This is a genomic window from Methylobacterium phyllosphaerae, assembly GCF_001936175.1.
GTDB lineage: Bacteria > Pseudomonadota > Alphaproteobacteria > Rhizobiales > Beijerinckiaceae > Methylobacterium > Methylobacterium fujisawaense.
Map to the genome: position 1 here is coordinate 5,942,672 of NZ_CP015367.1, position 22,559 is coordinate 5,965,230.

The 22,559-nt window shown below is 64.0% G+C and carries 19 protein-coding genes, 1 tRNA gene and 2 pseudogenes; 8 read left to right on the forward strand and 14 right to left on the reverse strand.

Annotation, left to right across the window (positions count from 1 at the left end; genetic code table 11):
* Window positions 1-14 precede the first annotated feature (14 nt).
* The 3 genes from MCBMB27_RS27100 (at window position 15) to MCBMB27_RS27105 (ending at window position 1,689) form a co-directional block, all read left to right on the forward strand.
* The gene (locus MCBMB27_RS27100; protein WP_075381756.1) at window positions 15-671 is read left to right on the forward strand and encodes a hypothetical protein; all 657 of its coding nucleotides are present in this window, start codon (window positions 15-17) and stop codon (window positions 669-671) included.
* 112 nt (window positions 672-783) lie between these two features.
* Window positions 784-1,101: a hypothetical protein gene (locus MCBMB27_RS29870; RefSeq protein WP_139231620.1), complete on the forward strand. Its 318-nt coding sequence runs from the start codon at window positions 784-786 to the stop codon at window positions 1,099-1,101.
* Window positions 1,102-1,461: 360 nt separating this feature from the next.
* On the forward strand, window positions 1,462-1,689 hold the full coding sequence (locus tag MCBMB27_RS27105; RefSeq protein ID WP_139231621.1) for a hypothetical protein: 228 nt from the start codon (window positions 1,462-1,464) through the stop codon (window positions 1,687-1,689).
* A 207-nt stretch (window positions 1,690-1,896) separates the two neighbouring features.
* Here the strand turns inward: MCBMB27_RS27105 and MCBMB27_RS27110 are convergent, their stop codons facing one another.
* From MCBMB27_RS27110 to MCBMB27_RS27130, 6 genes and pseudogenes are all read right to left on the reverse strand, one after another.
* Window positions 1,897-2,211, reverse strand: coding sequence for a BLUF domain-containing protein (locus MCBMB27_RS27110; protein ID WP_075381758.1), 315 nt, complete (start codon window positions 2,209-2,211; stop codon window positions 1,897-1,899).
* 484 nt (window positions 2,212-2,695) lie between these two features.
* A pseudogene (locus MCBMB27_RS29300) lies at window positions 2,696-2,824 on the reverse strand (IS3 family transposase); the annotation flags it as partial.
* A gap of 640 nt (window positions 2,825-3,464) precedes the next feature.
* Window positions 3,465-3,719: a hypothetical protein gene (locus MCBMB27_RS27120; RefSeq protein WP_075381759.1), complete on the reverse strand. Its 255-nt coding sequence runs from the start codon at window positions 3,717-3,719 to the stop codon at window positions 3,465-3,467.
* A gap of 820 nt (window positions 3,720-4,539) precedes the next feature.
* Window positions 4,540-4,645 (reverse strand) — tRNA-OTHER (locus MCBMB27_RS29875).
* Window positions 4,646-4,823: 178 nt separating this feature from the next.
* On the reverse strand, window positions 4,824-5,954 hold the full coding sequence (locus MCBMB27_RS27125) for an FAD-dependent oxidoreductase (RefSeq protein WP_043351551.1): 1,131 nt from the start codon (window positions 5,952-5,954) through the stop codon (window positions 4,824-4,826).
* A 465-nt stretch (window positions 5,955-6,419) separates the two neighbouring features.
* Window positions 6,420-7,304, reverse strand: coding sequence for a LysR family transcriptional regulator (locus MCBMB27_RS27130; RefSeq protein ID WP_075381760.1), 885 nt, complete (start codon window positions 7,302-7,304; stop codon window positions 6,420-6,422).
* Window positions 7,305-7,406: 102 nt separating this feature from the next.
* On the opposite strand from MCBMB27_RS27130, the gene MCBMB27_RS27135 reads away from it, so the two are divergent.
* Together MCBMB27_RS27135 and MCBMB27_RS27140 are read left to right on the forward strand one after the other, a co-directional pair.
* Entirely contained in the window at window positions 7,407-8,303 is an 897-nt protein-coding gene (locus MCBMB27_RS27135) for an NmrA family NAD(P)-binding protein (protein ID WP_075381761.1), read from the forward strand.
* A 29-nt stretch (window positions 8,304-8,332) separates the two neighbouring features.
* Window positions 8,333-9,484 carry an epoxide hydrolase family protein gene (locus tag MCBMB27_RS27140; protein ID WP_075381762.1) on the forward strand — a complete coding sequence of 384 codons (1,152 nt, stop codon included), beginning with the start codon at window positions 8,333-8,335 and terminating at the stop codon, window positions 9,482-9,484.
* 441 nt (window positions 9,485-9,925) lie between these two features.
* On the opposite strand, the gene MCBMB27_RS27145 is transcribed toward MCBMB27_RS27140, so the two are convergent.
* From MCBMB27_RS27145 to MCBMB27_RS27175, 7 genes and pseudogenes are all read right to left on the reverse strand, one after another.
* Window positions 9,926-10,138 (reverse strand): hypothetical protein, encoded by a 213-nt coding sequence (locus MCBMB27_RS27145; RefSeq protein WP_236952848.1) that lies wholly within the window; start codon window positions 10,136-10,138, stop codon window positions 9,926-9,928.
* 146 nt (window positions 10,139-10,284) lie between these two features.
* Window positions 10,285-10,671, reverse strand: coding sequence for a cell envelope integrity TolA family protein (locus MCBMB27_RS27150; protein WP_043758472.1), 387 nt, complete (start codon window positions 10,669-10,671; stop codon window positions 10,285-10,287).
* 44 nt (window positions 10,672-10,715) lie between these two features.
* Window positions 10,716-11,909, reverse strand: a pseudogene (locus MCBMB27_RS27155) (patatin-like phospholipase family protein).
* 594 nt (window positions 11,910-12,503) lie between these two features.
* Complete coding sequence (locus MCBMB27_RS27160) at window positions 12,504-12,926, reverse strand: Ros/MucR family transcriptional regulator (RefSeq protein WP_236952849.1); 423 nt, start codon at window positions 12,924-12,926, stop codon at window positions 12,504-12,506.
* Between the two features lie 30 nt (window positions 12,927-12,956).
* Window positions 12,957-14,441, reverse strand: coding sequence for an efflux transporter outer membrane subunit (locus MCBMB27_RS27165; protein ID WP_083683755.1), 1,485 nt, complete (start codon window positions 14,439-14,441; stop codon window positions 12,957-12,959).
* Between the two features lie 7 nt (window positions 14,442-14,448).
* On the reverse strand, window positions 14,449-15,996 hold the full coding sequence (locus MCBMB27_RS27170; RefSeq protein ID WP_043351555.1) for an MDR family MFS transporter: 1,548 nt from the start codon (window positions 15,994-15,996) through the stop codon (window positions 14,449-14,451).
* Window positions 15,993-17,114 (reverse strand): HlyD family secretion protein, encoded by a 1,122-nt coding sequence (locus MCBMB27_RS27175; protein WP_210165927.1) that lies wholly within the window; start codon window positions 17,112-17,114, stop codon window positions 15,993-15,995. Before MCBMB27_RS27175 ends, MCBMB27_RS27170 begins: the two co-directional genes overlap by 4 nt.
* A gap of 379 nt (window positions 17,115-17,493) precedes the next feature.
* On the opposite strand from MCBMB27_RS27175, the gene MCBMB27_RS27180 reads away from it, so the two are divergent.
* Window positions 17,494-18,144 carry a TetR/AcrR family transcriptional regulator gene (locus MCBMB27_RS27180; RefSeq protein ID WP_052083636.1) on the forward strand — a complete coding sequence of 217 codons (651 nt, stop codon included), beginning with the start codon at window positions 17,494-17,496 and terminating at the stop codon, window positions 18,142-18,144.
* A 126-nt stretch (window positions 18,145-18,270) separates the two neighbouring features.
* On the opposite strand, the gene MCBMB27_RS27185 is transcribed toward MCBMB27_RS27180, so the two are convergent.
* On the reverse strand, window positions 18,271-18,648 hold the full coding sequence (locus tag MCBMB27_RS27185) for a hypothetical protein (RefSeq protein WP_075381765.1): 378 nt from the start codon (window positions 18,646-18,648) through the stop codon (window positions 18,271-18,273).
* A 1,150-nt stretch (window positions 18,649-19,798) separates the two neighbouring features.
* On the opposite strand from MCBMB27_RS27185, the gene MCBMB27_RS27195 reads away from it, so the two are divergent.
* Both MCBMB27_RS27195 and shc read left to right on the forward strand, forming a co-directional pair.
* Window positions 19,799-20,356 carry a TetR/AcrR family transcriptional regulator gene (locus MCBMB27_RS27195; protein ID WP_051044805.1) on the forward strand — a complete coding sequence of 186 codons (558 nt, stop codon included), beginning with the start codon at window positions 19,799-19,801 and terminating at the stop codon, window positions 20,354-20,356.
* Between the two features lie 45 nt (window positions 20,357-20,401).
* Complete coding sequence (shc, locus tag MCBMB27_RS27200) at window positions 20,402-22,339, forward strand: squalene--hopene cyclase (RefSeq protein ID WP_075381767.1); 1,938 nt, start codon at window positions 20,402-20,404, stop codon at window positions 22,337-22,339.
* The last annotated feature ends 220 nt before the right edge of the window (window positions 22,340-22,559 follow it).

Genomic DNA, 22,559 nt, shown 5'->3' on the forward strand with positions numbered 1-22,559 from the left:
GAAGTGAGATCAGCATGGTGACATCCCCGATCTGGCACGTCGTATCGGCTCTGGCCGTGGCCGGGACACTGGCGGTTCATGGCGGACCTGCGCACGCGACGCCGCGGCATGCGCCTGCCGGCACGCTGCACTTCGATGATGGCGGCGAACGCTACCGCGGCTACCGCATCGAGATGGCCCGGGACGTCCCGAACGCCGAGATCGGCCAGTTGCGTCAGGCGGCCGAGCATCAGGTCAACATCGTGGAGGCGACGAGCCTGGACGAGGGCACCAAAGCCTTCCTCCGCCGCTTCCCGGTCGTCGTCCATTCCGGGGCCGGTGAGCGCAGCCATTACAGCGGCGGCGACCACGTCGACATCGCGGTCGAGGACCCGAAGGACGACCGCCCCATCCTGCTGCACGAGTACATGCACGTCTACCACTTCCGGAGGCTGCCGGGCGGCCGGAATAATCCGGACATCCTGACGTTCTACGGGCGAGCGAAGGACGGGGGCTTCTACCCGGCAGGCGCCTACCTCCTGACGAACCAGGGAGAGTTCTTCGCCATGACCGCCAGCGTCTACCTGCACGGCAAGCTGGCGCGCGAACCCTTCACCCGCGACGAACTCCGGCAGAAGCAACCGGTCTACTACCGCTTCCTCACCCGGCTGTTCGGCCCGGTCGGAACCTAAGCCCCTTCGCGCAACCGTAGCCAATTCCCGACACCCTGACATTCGAGGGAATGACAGATGACCACTCGATACATCGCGGCCTGCGTCCTGCTCCTGAGCATCGGGCCCGGCGTTGGCTGAAACCCTGCCCCTGCGCCACGGCGCCTATGTCGGCGTGGGCACGGATTGCACGAACCCGCGGAACGTCGAGTTGCGAACGTACGACGGAGGCGGTCTGGGGAGTTCGAAGGCGAATGATTGCCGGAGCCGGGTTCTGCAACAGCAGGGAAACGTGTTCGAAATTGAGCAGGATTGCCGCCAATTCGGCGGCCCGAAAGTCGAGGGTAGCACCGAACGCTCCACCATCCGGGTCGACGGGCCGGACCGCTACACGGACATGACGGACGGCGGCAACGAGAGCTTTCGCTTATGCCCCGGACTAAAACCGTGACGGCAGGAAACCTGGAATCGACTGGTTCGTAGGACCAGAGATGGACCCTGATCCACGCCCACTAGAGACGATGCCGATCTTGAGGGCTGGACTGGTTCGGAAGCGCGAGGGCCGTTCAGGGTGGATTTGTGCCTTTCCGCTTCCGAGCCCAAATGGATCGAAGCGGACAATGGTTACTCCGCCCATACTGCTCGCGCAGGCTGTCTGCGCCGGCGGATTGATCTAACGCAAAGTTCCCGTCGCTCGCTGGCACAGCATTGCGCGCTGGCCCTTCGGGTGTCAGCCGCGACCGCTGGCGTCTTGGTCGGTTTTTCCTCCCCCAAGATGCTGGCGGTCGCGTCACTCGCCGAGGGCAGTGCCATGTCAGACGACGAGGATGAGGCATCCACGCCACCGCCATCGTTCGTCCGCATGCGATACACATTCGTCTTGCTCAACGAATACGCCGAGTGGTGCGATCTCTGCACGCTCTACGCCTTCGATGATGCCGAGGCTTTGGCCGTCTCGAAGACCTTGGCAAACGGCCGACCCTTCGAAGTGTGGCTTGGGTTCCCCTGCATCGGCGTCTTCTTAGGCACGGAGCACTGAGACCGAGCCCGGTCCGCCCGACCGTGCGCGGAGCCTCCGGAGGTGATTCGTCGAACAACTGTACAGGTCGGCGCCGTGCCGCTCTGCTTAGAGCGGCGAAGCCAGAGGGCATTAGCTCTCGCCCCATCACAGGCTTTCGTGAGGCCTGCTCTACGCCCGCTCAAGAGGCATGCCGAGCCGGTTCGAGCCATTCGCCAGCGCCAGTGTTCAGTGGAGGCGGCGGGTGAACTCGGCAATGCCCTGCATCAGACGATGCAAGTGGTAGGGTACAGGCGTAGCGCCCGTCCGGACGGCCAAGACCTCAATCAATCCATCGACGAAGTGGGCTGAGCCGTTATAGGCGAGGGTCCAATCCGGGAACTGCCGCTCCTTGATGTCCTCGTAGACGAGGATCTGGACGTCCCGATGTCTCCGATCTCGGCTGATGCTCGTCATGAGCGTGTCGATTGATCCGCCAGAGCCTTCGAGGATCTGGGCGAACCAGTGTTGCGAGGCGACCAACGCGCCCGTGACGTCGAGCACGGCGTTGCGCGCGTGAAATCTCGACGATGTCGGTGATCTCGTCGGGCGTGGCCAGCTTCTGACTTATGTAGAGCGATGAGCAGTCCATCCTCGAAGCGATGCACTCGGCACGCTGACCGACTTTGATCCGGATCAATTTTTAGGCGGCGGGTTCCCTGCAGACAGATCGGTACGGCGCCTCGGTGAGCAGTCTTTCCTACGATAGGCGCTTGGGCGTTCATGATGCGGAATGCTCGCATTCTGGAACTGCGCGCTTCGGTCTCCAATCGCAGGCAACTCAAGCCGAACTTGCCGGATGGTCGCGAATGACCGGTTTCGAGAGGCGCCGACGATCATCGGCACGTCTCATATGAGTCGGCAGCGGGCCGTCCGCTTTTCCGGCGGACCTCCTCCGAAGCGGACCGACGGCTTTCGGCCAGACTACGTCATGCCAAATCGCCATCGCGCGCAGAACCGGACGTTCGGCTTCACGCTCATCTCGGTCACCGGCCTCAGTAAGGCGCTCAGTGTAGCGGATGCTGACGTAGTGCGAGCTGCGGTCGGAGTGGCAGACGAGGCCACTACCAGCGGAGGGGCGGCGCTCGTGCCTGGCCTGCTCCAGGACATAGAGGAGGCCTTGCTCCGCCCACATCGTCTTGTCCGCCGACGTTCGCAGGTAGTCGCTCACCGCGCAGGACGTTTCGTCGAGCCCCGCCTCGATGATCTCGAGCTGGCGGACGAACGTAGGCCGGACGGCCAAGAGGGCTTCGATGTCGCCGGGCACGGGCTTGGGAGCCAGGGAGACCAGAAGGTCCGGCAGGTTGTGCCTTTGGATGAAGGAACGGAACTGCCGCTTGTAGGCATCTCCTTCGATGATCGCCGGCCTGCCTGCGCGGATCAATTCGTCGGCCCATTCCTTCGCGATGCCGATGGCGCTCCTGGCTATGGCCAACGCGAGTTCCGGCGGATCCGTCACCTCGATGAGTTTCAGCAAAGGCAAAACGGGAGAGTGGTCGCCGTTCTCCAGACGGAGCCGAGCAATCGCGCATGCTCGAAGGTCCTTGTCCGCGGCTAGATATCTTTTCAGATGCGATGCGCACGCGGCGGATGTCGCGGTATTCTAGACCAGTCTTCCGACCTTCGCGTCGACCGAAGCCACCTCGTCTTCGCTGCGGGCTTCGTCAAGCGCCTGGACCAACTTTCCTGTCCGCGTCGGCACCACGTAGAGGTTGAACCGCGCCTTCAAGACGTCGATGCTGCCGCGCCGGCACCCTTCAAGCCAATGCGAAGGTCTTCCAGAGATCGGCCGTCCTGTCGGGCACTGGATTCTGCCTGGGCGCGCTCTTGCATTGCTCAAGCAGGACGGAGCCGTCCGGGTAGTGAACGGCGACATCGTCCAGGTGCTCGAGCGGGATGAGCGCTCCCGGCGGAGCCGTCAGAAGCTGATGGCAGAGGCGCACCGGCTGAAGCGCGAAGCCAAGATACTGGCCAGGCGCCGCATGCGCGGCTTGCTTCGAGGCGATGTCCATTTCGTACCTTGAGGAACAGTTCCGCAAGGAAGAGGGAAGGTCATCTCCCTCGAGGTGCCCATCACCCGATTTCCGTCGTTCTCTGCAGGTGCCGATGATGAGCCGCTGCCCCCGACTCGGCAAGCTCTGATGCAAGCCACGCGGGAGCACGCTTCCGGAGAGGCGGTGGGAGGCGACGATAGGACGTCCGCCGACTTGCGATCGGATGCCTCTCCCCTCCGTCCTTTGGATGGGAGGAGGATGCCGCCTACAGGACCCGTCGTCGATGGCGACACCTTCCAGGTGCGACGGCGCAGATCGTCGCCGTTGCCGGTCACGCCGCACGGTTCCTTCCGGCCGCCTGGCTCAGGCCGGGTTGAAGGAACCACTGTTCCTTTATTTCGAGCGAATCAGTTGTGTCTCGGCGCTTGGCGGTGCGAGACCGGTGTACCTTCAGAAGCTGGAGCCGGTGCCGCCGTGGGGGGACAAATCAGGGTCAAACCGCGAATCTAACTTTCGCAAAATCTAGCAACCGCAGCGACTTAGATGATGTCGAGTCATGCTGGCGGAGACGGAGGGAGTCGAACCTTCGTTCCAGCTTGGAAGATGCAACTACAAAAAGATGCCGATGCGACTCCCTTGCTGGCGCAGGACCGGTGGCCGACGTGCCACCACCATCGGAGCGGTTGCCGGTCGTTGATCGCTTGAGCTGAAAGAACGAAAGCGCCATTTTAGAGCAATGGACCTGAAGCGGTCTATGCACACAGGCGACATCGGTACCAATCCGATACGAGTTTACAGGTCGGATCGTCCGTGACGCCGAAAAGCTCAATAAAATCAGTGGTAGCGAGGGAGGGATTTGAACCCCCGACACAAGGATTATGATCTGATCGCGAGCACGGCTAAGTCATTGACAGCGCTGACCTTAGTGAAGGGCTGCGCTAGCGGTGCGCTAGATCGATCAAGCTTGCAGTTAGATGGCTGACGGCCCTCGAGAATGGCTGCTTTTGCGCGTGTCACGCTTACCTGAGATGTCCGATCAGGGTGGACGGGAGATGGTCCGCTTCTGGACTGGAATGAGCCGAGGCGGACGCCGTACTCGCACTCAGCCGCAATGCCAGCCGCTCACGATGGCCTGGATGCGAACATCGCAGCGACGCTGTGTGGAGCCTCCAGGCCAAAGAACCGGGCAAGGTTCCGGGCGGAGGCAGCGGCAATCTCGGCGCTTCGAATAAACATGCTTTGCTCATATGCGGTGAGCGCAAGGCCGATGTGATCGGGCGAGGCAATGATCGCCCTCGCGAGTTCGGCGCCATCGTAGAGGGCGAGGTTCGCGCCTTCGCCCGCGAACGGCGACATCAGGTGCGCCGCATCGCCGACGAGGGTCACACCGGGCACCCGGTCCCATCGGTGGCCGACCGGAAGGGCGTGGATGGGGCGGAGGACGGGATCGTCGTCACCGGTCGTGATGAGTGCGGTCAGGTGCGGGGGCCATCCGGCGAACTCGGCCGCGACGCGGGCCAAAGTAGCTTTGGTGTCGCGAACGTCGATGGCGTCGAACCAGGATGCCGGCCTCTTCAACGCCGTGTAGGTGTGCAGCCGCCCGTCCGCATACCTGTGGGCCAGGATGCCTTGGCCCGGTGCCACAGCCATCAGCGTACCGCCGCCAATCGCCTCCGCACTGGCCGGAAGGCGACTGTCGCCGTCGCGGACCGTCGTCTCGATGAACGATACGCCAGCGTAAGCGGGCGTTGCGCGCGACAGCAAGGGGCGGACCTTCGACCATGCTCCGTCCGCGCCTACGAGCAAGTCGGCGGTGACCGTCGCGCCGTTCGTGAAGTTGACCGTGTGCCGCCCGTCGCCGCAGGCGGTGACCGTAGCCGCCCGGTGGTCCCACTTGATCGTCCCGACGGGGAGCGAGGCGATGAGCAGCCGCCGGAGGACACCTCGATCAATTTCGGGCCGATGGTCCGCCGGGCTGCCGGGTCGGTCGAACAGGATATGGCCGCTTCGATCCACGACGCGTTTGGCGTTTTCACCGTGGCACACGAGGCTGAGGAAGCCGTCGTGAAGTCCCGCGGCCCTCAGGGCGATCTGCCCGGTTGGTTCGTGGATGTCGAGCAGGCCGCCCTGAGCACGCGCATCGACCGACGGCTCCCCCTCGTAGACCGTTGCCGTGATCCCATGGAGATGGAGGATGCGGGCCAGCACGAGGCCACCGGGGCCCGCGCCGAGGATCGTGATCGACTGTCGCATGGGTGCGCTCCCGCGACCGCGTGCGACCGGCGCCTTCAACGGCCAGTCACCACGGTTGCCCGAGATCATCGGGCGATTGCTTCGGAGACGCTGGCCGATCCATGCGAGGAGCGTGGATGACGTGTATTCGATGGCCCTTCGCTGGGCGATCGTTTTTCGCGACACTGAGGAGATTACCTCCGACCAGCCGGCTCGGCAACTCTTCGATACTACGACGAGGACGAACGATCGCTTTCGTGAAGCGGCGGAAGCTATCCGGGCGACTGCATCGGGTCAGACGCGGAAGGGCTGCTCCAGGTTGTTTTCATTCCGTCCGCTTCAGAGCAGAGAAGCATAGAAAGCTGACGTCGGTGGGTGATGCTGCCTGTCCCAAGAAATCAGAAGTTAGCAGCCAACATGTCCCATAATAAAGTTTGACTATGACGTGACAGGCGCAATGACTGCAACTGCCGCTTCGACTTGGCTCTAACGATGTAGTCCATCGAAGCTGGCAACCAGCGCGTCGATGAAAACTCGCACCTTGGCCGACAAGCTGCGGTGGCTTGGGTAGATCGCGTGGATCACAGTCTCGATCGCCTCGGCTGCGGGCCATAGCCGAACCAGCTGGTCGTTCGAGACGTACGGCCTTGCAAGGAAGTCGGGCAGGTACGCGATGCCGGCGCCGCCCAGTACCACCGGCAGCAGGGCTGCGGAATCGGAGATGGCAACGGTCGGCGGCAGCTCGATGCGTCTGGCTTCGCCGGTCGCATCGTCGTGGTAGGCCATGACCCGGTCGCCGTAGCCGATCAGCGTATGGTTGGTGAGGTCCGAGGCGTGAGAGGGCGTCCCGCGTGCCGCGAGGTAGTCGGGACTGGCGCAAAGCCAGGCCTCCGAGACCAGCAGCCGGCGGGCAATCAGGTCGCTATCCACGAGGGGGCCGACCCGGATCAGCAGGTCCGCCGTCTCGGCCGGCATGTCGACGAACCGGTTCTCGACCGCCAGGATCACTCGGACTTGGGGGTAAGCGGTCATGAAGCCCGGCAGCATGGGCGCGACAAGTGCGGTCGCGACTGTGAAAGGCAGGCTGACCCGCAGCGTCCCAGCTGGAACGCCGCCCAGTCCTTCGAGAGCCGTGCCGGCCTCGTCCACGTCGGCCAGGATGCGCAGCGCGTGCGGCCGGAACAGCGTGCCGGCGTCAGTCAGCCGTAGGTGTCGCGTCGAGCGTTCCATCAGCACCACACCGAGATCGCGTTCCAGCCGGGCGAGCGCGCGGCTCACCGCCGACTTCGGAAGGCCGAGCGCCCGCGCCGCAGCTGACACACTCATCAGGTCGGTGATGCGCGCGAACGCGCGCAGGTCGGAGAGCTGCATCGTCGTTCCACCTTTTGCAACACCCTGTCGCATCTCACCCGGCTAATCGCAGGAATGCGCAACGACTATCCCCTGATTGGCCAGCGAATGGAGGAATGAGCGGTGGACGGCGAGCAGACCCGGAAATTGGTGGTCGTGGCAGGAGCCACCGGCGACCTCGGCACCCGGATCGTCAAGGCGCTAGCGGCCAAGGGGACGCCGGTACGGGCGCTGGTGCGCCGCCCAGTCAGCGATCTCGCCCGCGACCACGTCCAACAAATTCCCGTCGATTTCGGGAACGGTGCAGATCTGACCCACGCCGTGACAGGCGCCGCATGCGTCGTGTCTGCACTGAACGGCACCGCGCCGGTGATCCTCGACACGCAAGGGCAGCTGCTGGACGCTACGGTGGCGGCCGGCGTGCCGCGTTTCATCCCGTCCGACTTCTGCCTGGACTACCGAGCGACCCGGCCGGGCGACAATCGAAACATGGATCTGCGGCGTCGGTTTGCGGCCCGCCTCGACACGGCGCCGATCCGTGCGACCTCGATATTCAATGGGCCGTTCGCCGACCTCCTCACAGGTCAGGCTCCGATCGTGCTGCACCGCTTTCGCCGTGTCCTCTTCTGGGGCGACGCCGACCAAGTGTTCGACTTCACCGCCAAGGACGACGTCGCCGCCTACACCGCGGACGCGGCACTCGACCCTGCCGCGCCCCGCCATCTGCGCATTTCCGGCGATCAGCTAAGCCCGCGCGGACTAGCCGAACTGCTCACCGGCCTGGGCGGGCGGCGCTGGCGGCTACTACGCGCCGGCGGCATCGGTCGCCTGAGCGCGATTATAGCCATCGCGCGTGCGCTGACCCCCAAGACGGATGCGCCGTTCCCGGCGTGGCAGGGGATGCAGTACCTGCGCGACATGTCGACCGGTCGCGGCAAGCTGCACGGCCTCGACAACGCCCGCTACGGCAAAGCCGATTGGACGAGCGCCGCAGCCGTCCTCGCCCCCACGATCCGCTGAACGTCGCCCGCCAAAGGGATAGCCCCGCCATGACCGACGCCATCACGTCCTTCCCGATCCGGGCCGCCGACGCCGACCTGACCGACCTGTCGGACCGCCTCGCCCGCACCCGTTGGCCCGACGCCGGCACCGTCACCGACGGGAGGCAAGGTCCGACCTCGCACGCCATCCGCCGTTTGGTCGGCCGTTGGCAGGAGGGCTACGACTGGCGGTCTACAGAGGCCCTCATCAACGGCTGGGGCAGCAGCCGCACCATCATCGATGGCCTCGGCATCCACTTCCTGCATATTCGCTCGCCCGAACCCGATGCCCAACCGCTCCTGCTGGCGCATGGCTGGCCAGGCTCGATCCTGGAATTCCGGGACGTGATCGGGCAGCTGACCGACCCTGCCGCGCACGGTGGAGATCCGCGGTGTGCGTTCCATCTCGTGATCCCGTCGATGCCGGGGTTCGGCTTCTCCGACAAGCCGACCGAGCCGGGCTGGAACGTTAGCCGCGTCACTGGCGCCTATGTCGAGCTGATGCGGAGGCTGGGCTATGGCGACCGGTGGTTCGCCCAGGGCGGCGATTGGGGTGCGGCCGTGGTGACGGTGCTGGCGCACATGCGCGCGCCTGGCCTCGCGGGTATCCACCTGAACATGGTGATGTTCCGGCCAACCGAGGACGAGATCGCCGACGCGACGCCGGATGAGCAGGCGATGTTGTCCGGCATCGCGCGGTACGAGAAGGAGCAATCGGGTTACATGAAGCTCCAGAGCACGCGTCCGCAGTCGATCGGATTCGCGCTGGCGGACTCGCCCGTGGGACTGGCGGCCTGGATCTACGCGCTGTTTCAGGACGTGACCGACAGCGGCGGCGAGCCCGAGCGGGTGATCCCGTTGGACCACATGCTCGACGACATCATGCTCTACTGGCTCCCGAACGCCGGAGCCAGCTCCGCGCGGTTCTACTGGGACAATGCGCAAGGCCAAGGCGGTATGCCAAGCGAACCCATTCCGCTGCCGGCCGGGGTCAGTGTGTTCCCCGGCGAGGTGATGCGGTTGTCACGGCGATGGGCGGAAAAGCGCTTCGCGGACCTGCGTCTTTACAACGAACCCCCGAGGGGAGGCCATTTCGCGGCCATGGAAAACCCACTGGCCTTGGTCGCCGATGTGCGCGCGACGTTCGCGAAGGTCAGATAGTTCCAGGTCCATAGGACTCTCATGCGAGGTAATCAGCGTTGTCAAGAATTCGTCCGCATTTCCGCCTGACCTTCGATACTTATCTGATCTGAACTAGCATCACCCAGCAACCGAGAGTGACCGCTTTCAGGAAAAAGCAACGGCTTTCGCGGTGGCCACGTCGGGTCGCTGCGGGAAGGACCGTTCAGGGTGGATTGCTGCTGTTCCGATTTCGGGGACGGTTCAAGGTAAGCGGGCGTTCGGCGGCTGACTATGATCGGTCCAGACCCGTATGTTCACTCAACGCCCTGCGACAGGCGGAAAGCAAACACGTGAATCCAGAATTTTAGGTTTTCCTGAGTGAGTATATCAATTTCAGTCCTGAATTTTTCCGAGATAATTCACCGCCAAAAGGTGGAGCGCTAACCTAATTGCCAAGGCCATAAAGCTGACAAAGCCGGGCTATGACTTGATGTAGGAAAGGCTGACTTGCATGACCTCGGAGCACGCCAAGCTGTGATCGTATTGATCCCAAAGCCTGATCCCCGGCAGGAAGAATCCGAGCATCACCAGCGAGGTGCCAATGGCGTTGAGGGATGTCGCCCGATAGCGGATGCGGTCGTTCCACGCCGCCCTGCTGACGATGTTTTTGTTCGAAAGAACTCCCATGCGCATCCAAATGGTTCGCGAATTATCGGCGGTGTCCGATCCGCTCGAGAACAGGGTGAGCCCGCCCTTTCAGGACCGCGACGATGGAAAGGTCGATGACTCCTTGGTGTCGCGCTGACGAAGACAATCTCCCGGGCGGGATGTGGAACACCTCATCGACTTTGAGTCAGGTTCATCGGGAAGCGTAGGTCCACCGTCCCCTCAGGTGTGAGGAGGGCTTCCGGTGGGGCGGCAAAGGGGGCTGCGGACCTCACCGCGGCGATGGCGCGCTCGTCGGTCGTCCGCGAGCCGGAACGCCCCTCGACGGAAACGTCCCGTAACGCTCCATCCGCACCGACCACGATCCTGAGGTCGACGACCTCGGGGCGTCGCCTGTTCCGAGGAATGCCGTCGGCATTCTCAGCGGTTTGGACCTTGGCCACGAGGGCGGATACCCATTGCCTGACCTCGGGAGCGACGCCGGCCTGCGCCTGGGCGTTCGCCTGTCCGAGCAACAGGTAGCCGAGCCAAAAGCATACAATCGTTCGATGCGGGGCCATGGGAATCCACTCGTGCTGATGACGGTCTCCCTGATGGGAGTGGGTCATTTCGTCGATGCGATGACCTTGGCCGCCAGTGGGGAGACGGGAACGTCCCCACGCCATGCAGATCCGGACCGGGCCTTGTCGTAGCCAGCTTGATAGAGGCTGCGCATGTAGGCCGTGTTGAAGCCGCGAGCGGTCGAGGTGCGTGGGGCGCCCTCGTCGATGTACGTGAGGTGGAAGCCGATACGGTGAGCCCGCGAGAAGGCATAGGTCGCCGCAAGGCTTGCGCGGCTTCGGGCTTGGCTGCCGGTCGCCACGGCCTGCTCGACGATGGACAGCGTATTGTTGGTCACCAGTTCGAACTCGGGTTCGACCCTGCCGTTCATCAGCACGTAGATGTCGGACTTGCGCGGGGCCACGCCGGTTCGCCCATCCCCCACCATGAATGCTTGCGGCACCGTGAACACCGGCGTCACCACCGAACCATCGACATGCAGTTCCTGGAAAGTTCGGTCTCCGACTTGGACGTCGAGGAGTTGCGGGGGAAATACGGCAGGGATGCTCGCGGAGGCGGTGAGCACGTCCCTGAACAGATCCACGGCGTTGGGCGCGCCGCTGGCGGCAATGACACCCATGTTCCAGATCATCGCCCGCTTGGCGTCGAGGTTGGTGGTCACGACCAGCAGACGGCGGCCCTTGGCGTGCTCGGCGGCGACGGCGGTGAGCAGGTCAGGCGTGACGTAGCGCCCGACGAGGTCCCGCAGGCGGTCGTCACCGAAGAGCCCGGAACTGAAAAGCACGTTCACGACGCTCGGATTCTTTACCTAGCTTTCAGCGACGCCGCTGGTGTAGATCTCGGTGAGGACCAGGTCGTAGGCCGGGCCGAGGAAGGCGAATTGAGCGATCAGCGCCCCCGTGCTCACACCCGAAACGAGGCTGAATTCTGGGCGGGTGCCGGCGGCGGCCCATCCGTTCATGATGCCCGCCCCGTAAGCACCGTCACCGCCTCCGCCCGACAGGGCGAGATAGGAAAACGGGCGATTGCGTGCCGACGCATTCGACAGCATCGCCGTGAAGGTCTCGACAGATGCGTCGGAGAAGGCGCGGGCGCCGGGGATGCCCGCGACCTCGGCCGCGGCGGATTCACCCGCGGCGTAGGGTGTGCGGGGAAGCGAGGCGCATGCTCCGAGTGATCCGACGAGGGCGGACAAAAGGACGGCATAAGCGTGTGATTTGCGCTTTGGGATTGGCATGGGACTGCCTCCGGGTGAACCGGCATCTCGGACGGTGAGGACGGAATGGGACGGCGGGTAACCGATGATCGGGACCCGCAAGTCCATCACGCGGATAGCTATGGCATGGTCAGAGAGTGACGGGGTGTGGCGGCAACGCCGTGCGATTTTCTATATGTATATGTCCAGTATAGCAAACTACCGCAAACAAGAAATACGAGCAAAAACAACAGACCCATCGTCATACCAATAGAAAAAGGGGCACGATGTTTTCTTTGTTTTTTCGCTTTGCCGATCTTGATTTCATCAATCATCGCGAAATCGCCTCTGAGAGGATCTGCCCCGGACTGCGTGATCCCGCCTTCATCGACACCTCACGGCCATCGGGCGTTCGGAGCCAAACACCCTCATCTCGTCGGAGGTCATGGGCGGGGAACGGGGGTGGGAGACCCCCGGGAATCGGCAAACGGCCGGTCCGTTGATGATCGGGAAGGTCGAACCGGCCGTCGCACCGCGCGATGAGGGCATTCGCGCGATCCGTTGAAGAACTGCATAGGGCGGAGGAGTGCCCTGCGTGGTCCTGGGCGGAAACCTGGCTGATCCCGCTCGCCCTCCTCAGGCCGCCCCCTGCCGTCGAGTTCCGAAGCCGATGTCTTTCGCGAGCCTGGATCGGCGTCGACTGTAGCCGGGTGCGGTCATCGGGTAGCTGGCCGGCAGGCCGAACCGTTCGCGGTATCCGTCCGGTTCGAGCCCGTTGACCCTGAGATGACGCTTGAGGACCTGATAGGTCTTGCCGTCGATGAAGCTGACGACGCCATCCGGCCCGATCGAATTTCGGATGGCCATGGGAGTCATCCTGAGCCGCCCGTCGAGCTCCGGCCGGGGAGTAGGCTGCGGGAAGAGCGACGTCAGGCTTCCATGGACCAGCCTCAGCAGGTCCAGCAGCTCCCTGGCCGGCAAACTGTTATTCGCAACATAGGAGCAGACGAGCGCCACCGTTGATGCCAGAACTTGGTCGTTGATCTTGGTTGCAGTCACGGGCAACTGCGTTCAGGCAAGGAAACGAGATCAGCGTGCGATCAGGGCGGTATGCTCGACAGGTAGACCCCAGCCGAGGCCGAGGCTCTTCTGGAGCGCGACGTAGGCTGTGGTGTAATCGGCTTGCGCCTGGGCGAGGCTCTGTTGGGCCTGGAGGCGCTGGCGCTCGACGTCGAGCACGTCGATGGTGCTGATCGTGCCGGCCGTGTTTCGCTGATCGGTCAGCATCGACGCCTTGCCGGCCGAGGCGCTGGCCCGGGCCAGACGGGCGACGGTGGTGCGTTGATTGCCGTAGCGCGACAGCGAGGTCTCGGCGTCCTGCATCGCTTGCAGGACGGTCTGCTCGTACTGCGCCAATGCCTCGTCGGCGCCCGCCTCGGATTGCCTGATCTGAGCGAGGGTCCGCCCAAAGTCGAGGATGCTCCACGACAGAGTCGGCCCGAGGCTGTAGGTCGAGGCCGCCAGCGAGCCGATGGAGCCGATGTTGGGCGAGACCCAGCCGGCGTTGCCGATGAGGTTCACGCGCGGGAACAGTCGCGCCACGGACTGGCCGATCTGGGCGTTGGCGGCCGCGAGTTGCCGCTCCGCCCGGCGAATGTCCGGCCGCCTCCGGATCATATCGCCGGGATCGCCGATGGCCACCACCCGCGGCGGCATCGGCACGGCCCGGGGTTGTTTGAGCACCGCATCGACGGCACCGGGTTCGCGGGCGACCAGCACCGCGATCTGGTTCAGGGATTGGTCGATCTGCGCCTGAAACTGCGGCGCCTGCGAGGCGGTCGTCTCGAACTGGGTGCGCAGGCGTTCAACGTCGAGCGACGAGGCGGCCCCGCCGGCCAGGCGCTGCTGGCTGAGGCCGACCGCCTCGCGTTGGAGTGTTGCCGCCTGTTGGGTCAATGCAAGGCGTTTCTGGGCGCCGCGCAGGGTCACGTAGGCCTGCGCCACTTCGGCCGCGACCTGCACCTGCGCGTCGGCCACGGCCGCTTCTGCTGCCTCGCCCTGGGCGGCGGCCTGCTCGATGGCGCGCTGCTTGCCGCCGAAGATATCGATCTCCCAGGTGGCGTCGAAACTGGCGTTGTAGAGGTCGATGTTCAGTGACTTCGGCACCGCCCCCCCGGCCGACCCGAGGCCACTTCCGACGAAATCCCTGACCGGCAGCTGGTTGTTCAAGGCGAAGGTATTCGCTGAGATGCTGGGCGCGAGGGCTGCCGTCCTCTGACCGAGCACGGCCCGGGACTGGAGCAGCCGCGCCGATGCGATCCGCACGTTGGTATTGGAGGCGAGGGCCGCCTCGACGAGGTCGCTCAGGACGGGGTCGCCTAAGGTCGTCCACCATCGGGCCGGCGGATCGACGGCAACGGCGTTGCGAACCGCGACGCCGCGCATGAACGGAGCACCCGCCTCGGCGCGTGGCGCCGCGACCGGTGCGCCCCCGTAGTCCGGGCCGACCACGCAGCCGCCGAGGAGGGCTGCCGTCACGGGCAGCATGCCCCGCAGAAGTGTGTTGGGGATCATGGCTGGCTCAATGCATCGCGACCGGGCCGCCCTTGGGCAGCGGGCGCAGGAACAGGACGAGCGGGATGACGACCAGCATGATCACGCCGAAGACGAAGAACAGGTCGGAGAAGGTCATCACCAGGGCCTGGGCGTCGATGATCTGCTTGAAGCCGGCGAGAGCTTGGCGCATGCCGTCGGGTCCGCCGGCACCGCCCATCGCATTCAAGCGGTCCTGCGCCAGGACGGAATTGGCGTTCACGGATTCGAGTAGGCGGTCCGTATGCAGGTCGCTGCGTCGCTCCTGCAGGGTGGTGATCAGGGCCAGGCCGAAGGAGCCGCCGAGGTTGCGGGCTCCGTTGAACAGGCCGGAGGCGTCGTTCGCCTTTTCCGGCGGGACTGAGCTCGTCGCGGCCTGGTTGAGGAACAGCAACGCGAAGCCCTGTCCGACCCCGCGCAGGAGCTGGGAGACCACGAACTGGCCGCCGGCATCCTCGGTTGTGAGGCCGGAATCGAGGAAACAGCTCCAGCCGTAGAAGACCAAGCCAAGGGCTACCGCGATCCGGACGTCGATCACCCGAATGAGGAGGGGGAAGAACGGCAGCATCATCAGGGTCGGGACGCCGGACAGCAGCACGATGTGGCCCGCCTGCTCGGCGTTGTAGCGTGGCACCTGCGAGAGGAACTGGGGAATCAGGTAGAGGATGCCGTAGAGGCCGCCGCCGACGGCGAAGCTCATCAGGAACACGCTGCCGAACGCCCGCGTGCGCAGGATGCTCATGTCGATGACGGGTGCCTTCGCGGTGAACTGCCCGATGGCGAGCAGGACAAACCCGAAGGTCGCAGCGACGCTCAGCGAGACGATGAGGTTCGAGGCGAACCACTGCTCGCGCTGCCCGTCCTCCAGCACCACGGTGAGGCAGCCGAGACCGATGATGAGGCCGAGGATGCCGAACCAGTCGCCTTCGAGCACTTGCGCCGGTTGGGCTTTCTCGTGTGGCAGACCGACAAACAGCAGCACGAGAAGGCCGAGGCCGATGGGGACGTTGATGAAGAACAGGTAGTGCCAACTCGCGTTCTCGGTGAGCCAGCCACCGATGACGGGACCGACGACCGGTCCGAGCACCGCCGTCATGCCGAACAGGGCGACGCCGACGGGCTGCTTGTCCGGCGGCAGACGGGTGGCGACGATGGTGAGCGCCGTCGGGATCATGCCGCCGCCGGCCACCCCCTGGCCGACGCGACCGATGATCATCATGTTGAGGTTTGTCGCCACGCCGCACAGCACCGAGAATCCGACGAACAGGATCGTGCAAGTGACGAGGAAGTTGCGCAGGCCGAAGACGCGTTCGAGCCATCCCGTGAGCGGGATGATGATGATCTCGGCGACAAGGTAGGCCGTCGAGATCCAGGTTCCCTCCGAGCCGCTGGCGCCGACCTCGCCCTGGATGGTCGGCAGGGCCGCGTTGACGATGGAGGTGTCGAGGGTCGCCATCAGCGCGCCTATGGTCCCGGCCGCGACGGCGAGCCAAGCGGCAGCATCGGCCTTGGCCGGTGGGGTGTGGTGTGCGCTCATGGCTTTGCGCCCGCCGAGCGGGAACGGCCGACCTGTCCGCCCGGGCCGACCTGCGCCACAGGCTCCTCGGCCGGCTCCTCGTCTTCCTCCTCCGCGCGAGCGGCGCGGGTGTCGACCGAGACGACGACGGACAGGCCGGGGACCAGCACCTTGCGGGCCTCTGCACCGGCCTTGAAGCGGATGCGCACGGGCACGCGCTGTACGATCTTGGTGAAGTTGCCCGTGGCATTCTCCGGCGGGATCAGCGCGAACTGCGCGCCGGTACCCGGCGAGAAGCTGGCCACGCGCCCCTGCAGATCCCTCCCCGAGAGGGCATCGACCGAAACCGTCACCGGCTGGCCGATCCGCATCAGGCCGATCTGGGTCTCCTTGAAGTTCGCGTCGATGTAGAGGTCGTCGACCGGCACGACGCTCATCAGGCGCGTGCTGGCCTGGACGTACTGGCCGACCCGGGCGGTCAGGTCGCCAACCCGGCCGGCGATGGGGCTCTTGATCGTGGCGTGGCCGATGTCGATGCGGGCTCGGAGCAGCCCGGCGCGGGCCTGATCCACCGCCGCCTTGGCCTGGACCACTGCCGCCTTCAGGGAGTCGACCTGTTTGGTGGCCGACAGCAGCTGCGCCTTGTTGATCTCGACCTGCGCCTCGTTCTGCTCGGCCTGGCTGCGATACTGGTCGAGCTTCTCCACGGTGTCGGCGCCCGACGCGGCGAGCGGCTTGTAGCGCCGGACCTGATCGGACGAGAACTTTGCGGTCACCTGCGAGGCGGACAGTTGCGCCTTGGCTTGGTCGATCTGCGCCTGCTGCCGCGAGAGCTCGGTCTCCGCTCGGGCGACGTCGGCCTGTCGCACGTCGACCAGCGCTTGCTGCTCGGAGAGCCTCGCCTGCGCCTCGCCGTCGTCGATGGTCAGCAGGATCTGACCGGCAGCCACGACTTGGTTCGCCGACACCGGCAGTGAGGAAACGTACCCCGAGACCTGGGGCGAGACCGTCACTTGATCGGCCTTGACGTAGGCGTTGTTGGTTTCCTGGATGAAGCGCCCGACGGTCCAGTACCGCCATCCCCAGACTCCACCGCCGACGAGGACCGCGATCACGATCACGACGAGAAGCACCTTCACCCAGGTCTTCTTCAGCGGCGAAGACGCCTTCGCGTCTCCGTCCTCAACTCCGTCGCCTTTGGCCTCCGGTGTCCGTCGTTTCTGATCCCGGCTTCTGCGGTCCTGGCTCGATCCACGGGCGTCGTCCTCACGCCGTTGGTTGTCGTCCGCCGATCCCGACCCCGTGTCCCGTTCGCTTTCGGCCATCGCGTTGCCAGTCTCGGATCGCAGTTAAATAGTACGGATCCGTTCCTTAGACGGGGAGTCAATTGCGTGCAACCGGCTTTCCCAAATCAGGTGTGCGCATCGCATCACCGGGGATCACCCGATGTGGCATGGGGCTCTTTCTTCGCGGAAAAGCTCCTGATACGTTTCCGCCGGGTAGAAATGGCAACGCATCATGTCGAGTGAAACGACACTGACGAGCGCGCGGCGCCCGGGGCGTCCCGCACGCGGGACTGAGGGCGAGGCGACCCTGCGCATCCTCGACGCCGCAACGCCGATCTTTCTGGCCGAAGGGTTCGAGGCCGCCAGCATTGACAGTATCGTGGCTGCCGCGGGGATCTCGAAGAAGACTTTCTACGTCCGCTTCAATTCGAAGGCCGACCTGTTCGAGGCCGTCTTCCTGCGCTTCATTGAGGAGCGCATCCCCGTCATTGAGCGGGAGGCGGGTCATGTCGGATCGGCAAGCGACTGCCTCCACCGGATCGCCCTCGCATCGCTGAAGGTCGCTTTGACGCCGGATGTCATCGCGTTCCAGCGCATCATCACGGCCGAGGCGATACGCTTCCCGCAATTCGCCTTGGTGATGAACGACTTCGGGCAGTCACGGCTTCATTCCCTGATCGAGCGATGCCTCGAACAGGCTGTCGAGGCTGGCGAGATCAAAGTTCCCGATATCCGCTTCGCCGCCGATTGCTTCCTGAACCTGACCATGCGTCCGCCGGTCGACCGAGCAGTCCTGGGGCTGGAACGGGCAGAATTGACACATGTAAAACGGACTGCCCTGAAGCGCACCGTCGAGTTCTTCCTCGAGAGCTGCCGCCCCTGAAGCTTACCAACGAATGAGCTTGTCGTAGTCGGCTCCGAGGGAGGCTGCGGCAGCATCTCCCTCGCGACCGATGTGCCTTGATGCGGGCGTGCGGACATCTCGCCGACTACCGCTGTCCGGTCTGGATCAGTTGCTGCGGGCGGCATGGCCTTCTCGGCACATCATCAAATCGCTCCCCCGCGCGATCAAGCCTGCCAGCATCCGAATGTCCTCGGGATGACGCGGGCTGGCGGCGATCAGGCTGGCGTCCCGCTTGAGCCGCCGATGACAGCCGCAGGAGGGCAACCCGACGTCCGGCATACACGCATCGTGACGCATGCAGGCGGCGTCGAGCGCATCCACCGGCGCCACGCCTGGGCCGTCGTTCCCTGGACCGCAATAGTGACCGCGGATCAACAACTTAGGCTGCATCGATTGGCCCGGCATCTCCTGGGCGCGGACCGGCGTCACGAGAGAGGCGGCCATCATGGGCAGGAACAGTCCGGCTAAACGAAGGTAGCGCATCGGGTCGCTCAGGTGGATTATCGCATGACGCAAGCATCGTCGGTCGCCAGCTGAACGACTAATAAACGGAATCGTTCCATTTTTTTGGATGTGTCCCTGACAGGCGCGATACCACAGCAGACACGCTTCGCCGTCCGGTGCGTGCCGGTCCTGTGCACGTATGAGCTGGCGGGCCCGCGGTCGCTTGCCGTGGCAAATGATATCCCCTCGCGATACGGAACCGTTCCGTATCCTAAGTGTTCTGGGATGTGCGGCGGCTAGGCGCCGCACCCTGCATGCCCGTCGAGGCCTCTAAACCCTTACGTCCTTTGTAGGACCTAATTCATATGACGATACAAATTCGCCTCATTGCATCAACCCTAGGACTTGGTGTCGCCGGCGTCGGTTCAGCCCAGGCCCGAGTTCCTGACCTCGACGACCCCTCGCTGGGCTCCCTTGCAACCAATACCGGCGCCTTCCTGGCAGCAGCACTGCGCAACGATGCTCGAGGCGCGGCCGGACTTCGTCGAGGTTGGGCTGCGTGAGGGTGGGATATCGTATGGGACGCCTTCCCATCTGCGTGCGGTATCCGACGTCGGTGAGGTACGTTGCTTCGATCCGCAACATGTCTGGCAAAGATCGCGGGATGTTGAACCGGCGTTCCGTCCCGGTCGTGACGCGATCATTCACGGCCTCTCAGCCGATGTTCAGACACGCCCCGCCGAAGAGATACGATGAGCACGTCCGCATCGCCTTGTTCCAAGCGCGCTCGATGACGTTGACGGAGAGTGAGATCGCGGCCCTTTTGAGCGGGCGGGACCTCATCACTCTTATTCCTCCGAGGTCTGGCGAGGATGCGCCCGAATACGGTTGCCGAGCTGCAAGCGAACTCATGAGCCGTTATCTCCTCAGTTGACTGCGATCCATCGAAGATGATGGGGAGATTTTTTACGGCGAAATAACAGAATGCATGATCGGCAGCTGACGGTTCGTCCCGCCGGTCTAGTCTTTGATGAAGATGCTTGAGCATGGACATTGCCGCCGTACCAGCTCAGGCCCCCCACCTCGTTCGTTAGTTCGGCTACCAGCCATCCTTTCTACCGATGGCTGGCAAACATCGGACGCACAAACGTCCCTTGATAAAAGACCGGCTGGACGGTAGTGGGTGGCGATGGGCCTCTCTCCTGCGCAGATTAAGAAAGCTGCTGACCTCAAGCAGAGCCTGCTCGCCGCGGCGGCGCAGATCGCCGCGCAACAGGGCATCCAGGCGCTCACCCTCGACGCAGTCGCGAAGCAAGCCGGAGCGAGCAAGGGGGCGCTACTGCATCATTTCTCGAGCAAGGCCGACTTGCTCGACGCCCTGATGACCGACCTCCTCGATCATTTTAAGGCCGACCTAGAGCGCTATGCAGCGGCCGATCTCAATCCCCGTGGACGACGGGTTCGCGCCGCCATCTACGCCTCCGCGTATTTTGAACAGGACAAGAACCGCCTTGGGGTCGCCATCGCGGCTGCCATGCAGTTCGATCCAACCTTGCTTAACAGGTGGCGTGAGCTGGCCGCTCAATGGCTGGATGAGGATCTAGCCGAAGCCGACCCCGTCAAGGCCAGCATCCTGCGCCTGGTCACGAATGGGTTGTGGGCCTCCGAAACATTCGGGCTCTACCCAATGGATGTCCAACAACGAGCGGCGGTCGTCGAGCGTCTTCTCGCCATGACGCGCTTTTAGCCGCTCAGCCCTTTCTCGCCTATCCAGCCCCTTACGAGCACAGCGATGAACACGGAGCCACGCTTCTCCGCGCCCGAGATCCTGCAGAGCATTGCTGGTGCCGGCCGCGCCTTGTTGAGGCGCCAAAGAGGCGACGGGCATTGGGTTTTCGAGTTGGAGGCGGATGCTACCATCCCGGCCGAGTACGTGCTGCTTGAGCACTACATGGACCGCATCACGCCCGACCGACAGGCCAAAATCGGAGTGTATCTTCGGCGCATTCAGGGCGAACATGGTGGCTGGCCGATGTTCCATGCTGGGGCATTCGACCTCTCTGCCAGCGTAAAGGCCTACTGTGCCCTCAAGGCCATCGGCGACGATCCACAGGCGCCGCACATGATCCGAGCGCGGCAAGCGATCCTCGATCATGGTGGCGCGGAACGCGCCAATGTCTTCACGCGCATTCAGCTTACCTTGTTCGGAGCAATCCCTTGGCGCGGCGTGCCGGTCATGCCGGTCGAGGTCATGTACCTGCCCAAGTGGTTCTTCTTCAACATCTGGGCGATGTCGTACTGGGCACGCGCCTGCGTCGTCCCGCTCCTCGTCCTACAAGCCCTGCATCCGCGAGCACGCAACCCGCAGGGGCTGAGCTTCGATGAGATTTTCCGGACTTCACCGGAAAATGTTCGCGACTGGATCCGCGGCCCTTATCGGTCCCGCTGGGGCGTAGCTTTCAAGTACATCGACACCTTTCTGCGCGTGACCGAGCCAGTGCTCTCGAAGATCGCCCGGGATAAGGCCATTGCCAAGGCGGTTGCCTTCGTAGACGAGCGCCTGAACGGCGAGGATGGCCTGGGCGCGATCTACCCGGCCATGGCCTACGCGCTGATGATGTACGACGTGCTGGGCTACCCCAGGAACGATCCGCGCTGCATCACGATCTGGAAGGCAATCGACAAGCTGCTCGTCGAGAACGAGAATGAAATCTACTGCCAGCCCTGCGTGTCGCCAGTTTGGGACACCAGCCTGTCAGGCCATGCAATAATCGAGGCATGCAGGAGTGGCGGCGTCGACGCCCAGAAGGACTTGGACGCTGCCTGTGACTGGCTGGTGGCCCGCCAAGTCACCGAGGTGCGAGGCGACTGGGCGGAAACCCGACCGGATCTGCAGCCCGGCGGCTGGGCGTTCCAGTACCGCAATGACCACTATCCTGACGTCGACGACACGGCAGTCGTCGCCATGCTGCTTCACCGCAACGGTCGGCCTGAGCACGCTGAGGCAGTCGAGAAGGCACGGCGCTGGATCGTCGGCATGCAGAGCCGTAACGGCGGCTGGGGGGCCTTCGACGCTGACAACGATCGGGAGTTTCTTAATCATATCCCATTCTCCGATCACGGCGCGCTACTGGATCCGCCCACGGCAGACGTCACGGGACGCTGCGTTTCGCTGCTGGCGCAGCTCGGACGCGAAGAAGACCGTCCGGTCATTCATCGGGCATTGATCTACCTGCGGGCCGAGCAGGAGCCGGACGGCAGTTGGTACGGGCGCTGGGGCACCAACTACATCTACGGAACATGGTCGGTGCTCTGCGCCCTGAACGCTGCCGGGGTGCCCCACGACGATGCGATGGTAAGACGGGCCGTGAACTGGCTGATCTCGATCCAGCGCGCCGACGGGGGGTGGGGCGAGGACGAGCGCAGCTACGACGTGGGCTGCTACGTTGAAAATGCCGAGAGCCTACCGTCGCAGACAGCCTGGGCCATGCTGGGCCTGATGGCCGCTGGGCAGGCCGATCATCCGGCCGTCTCGAAGGGCGCAGCCTACCTTCAGAGCAGCCAGGGGGCACAGGGGGAATGGCAAGAGCGCGCCTACAATGCTGTCGGCTTTCCGCGTGTCTTCTATCTGAAGTACCATGGATACCGCCTGTTCTTTCCTCTATTTGCTCTGTCGCGTTTCCATAATCTCAAGCGCGGCAACAGTCGGCAGGTGAATTTCGGTTTTTGAAGACACTCCAGTCGGCAAGCCGAAGCAGCGAGAGATCTGCTATCAGGCGATTACTGCTGCCCGGCGGCTCTACCGCTTTGCGCCCTGAGTTTCTTCTATCCGAATGCAATTCATGGCTGCTTTCGGGTTTTGCCTACAGCGTTTTCTACGGCCGTCTTGGGTCGGAGGCGGAATGGCCGGGTCGGGTGGTTTTGCGAAGGTCCGCTTTTGAGCCTATTTG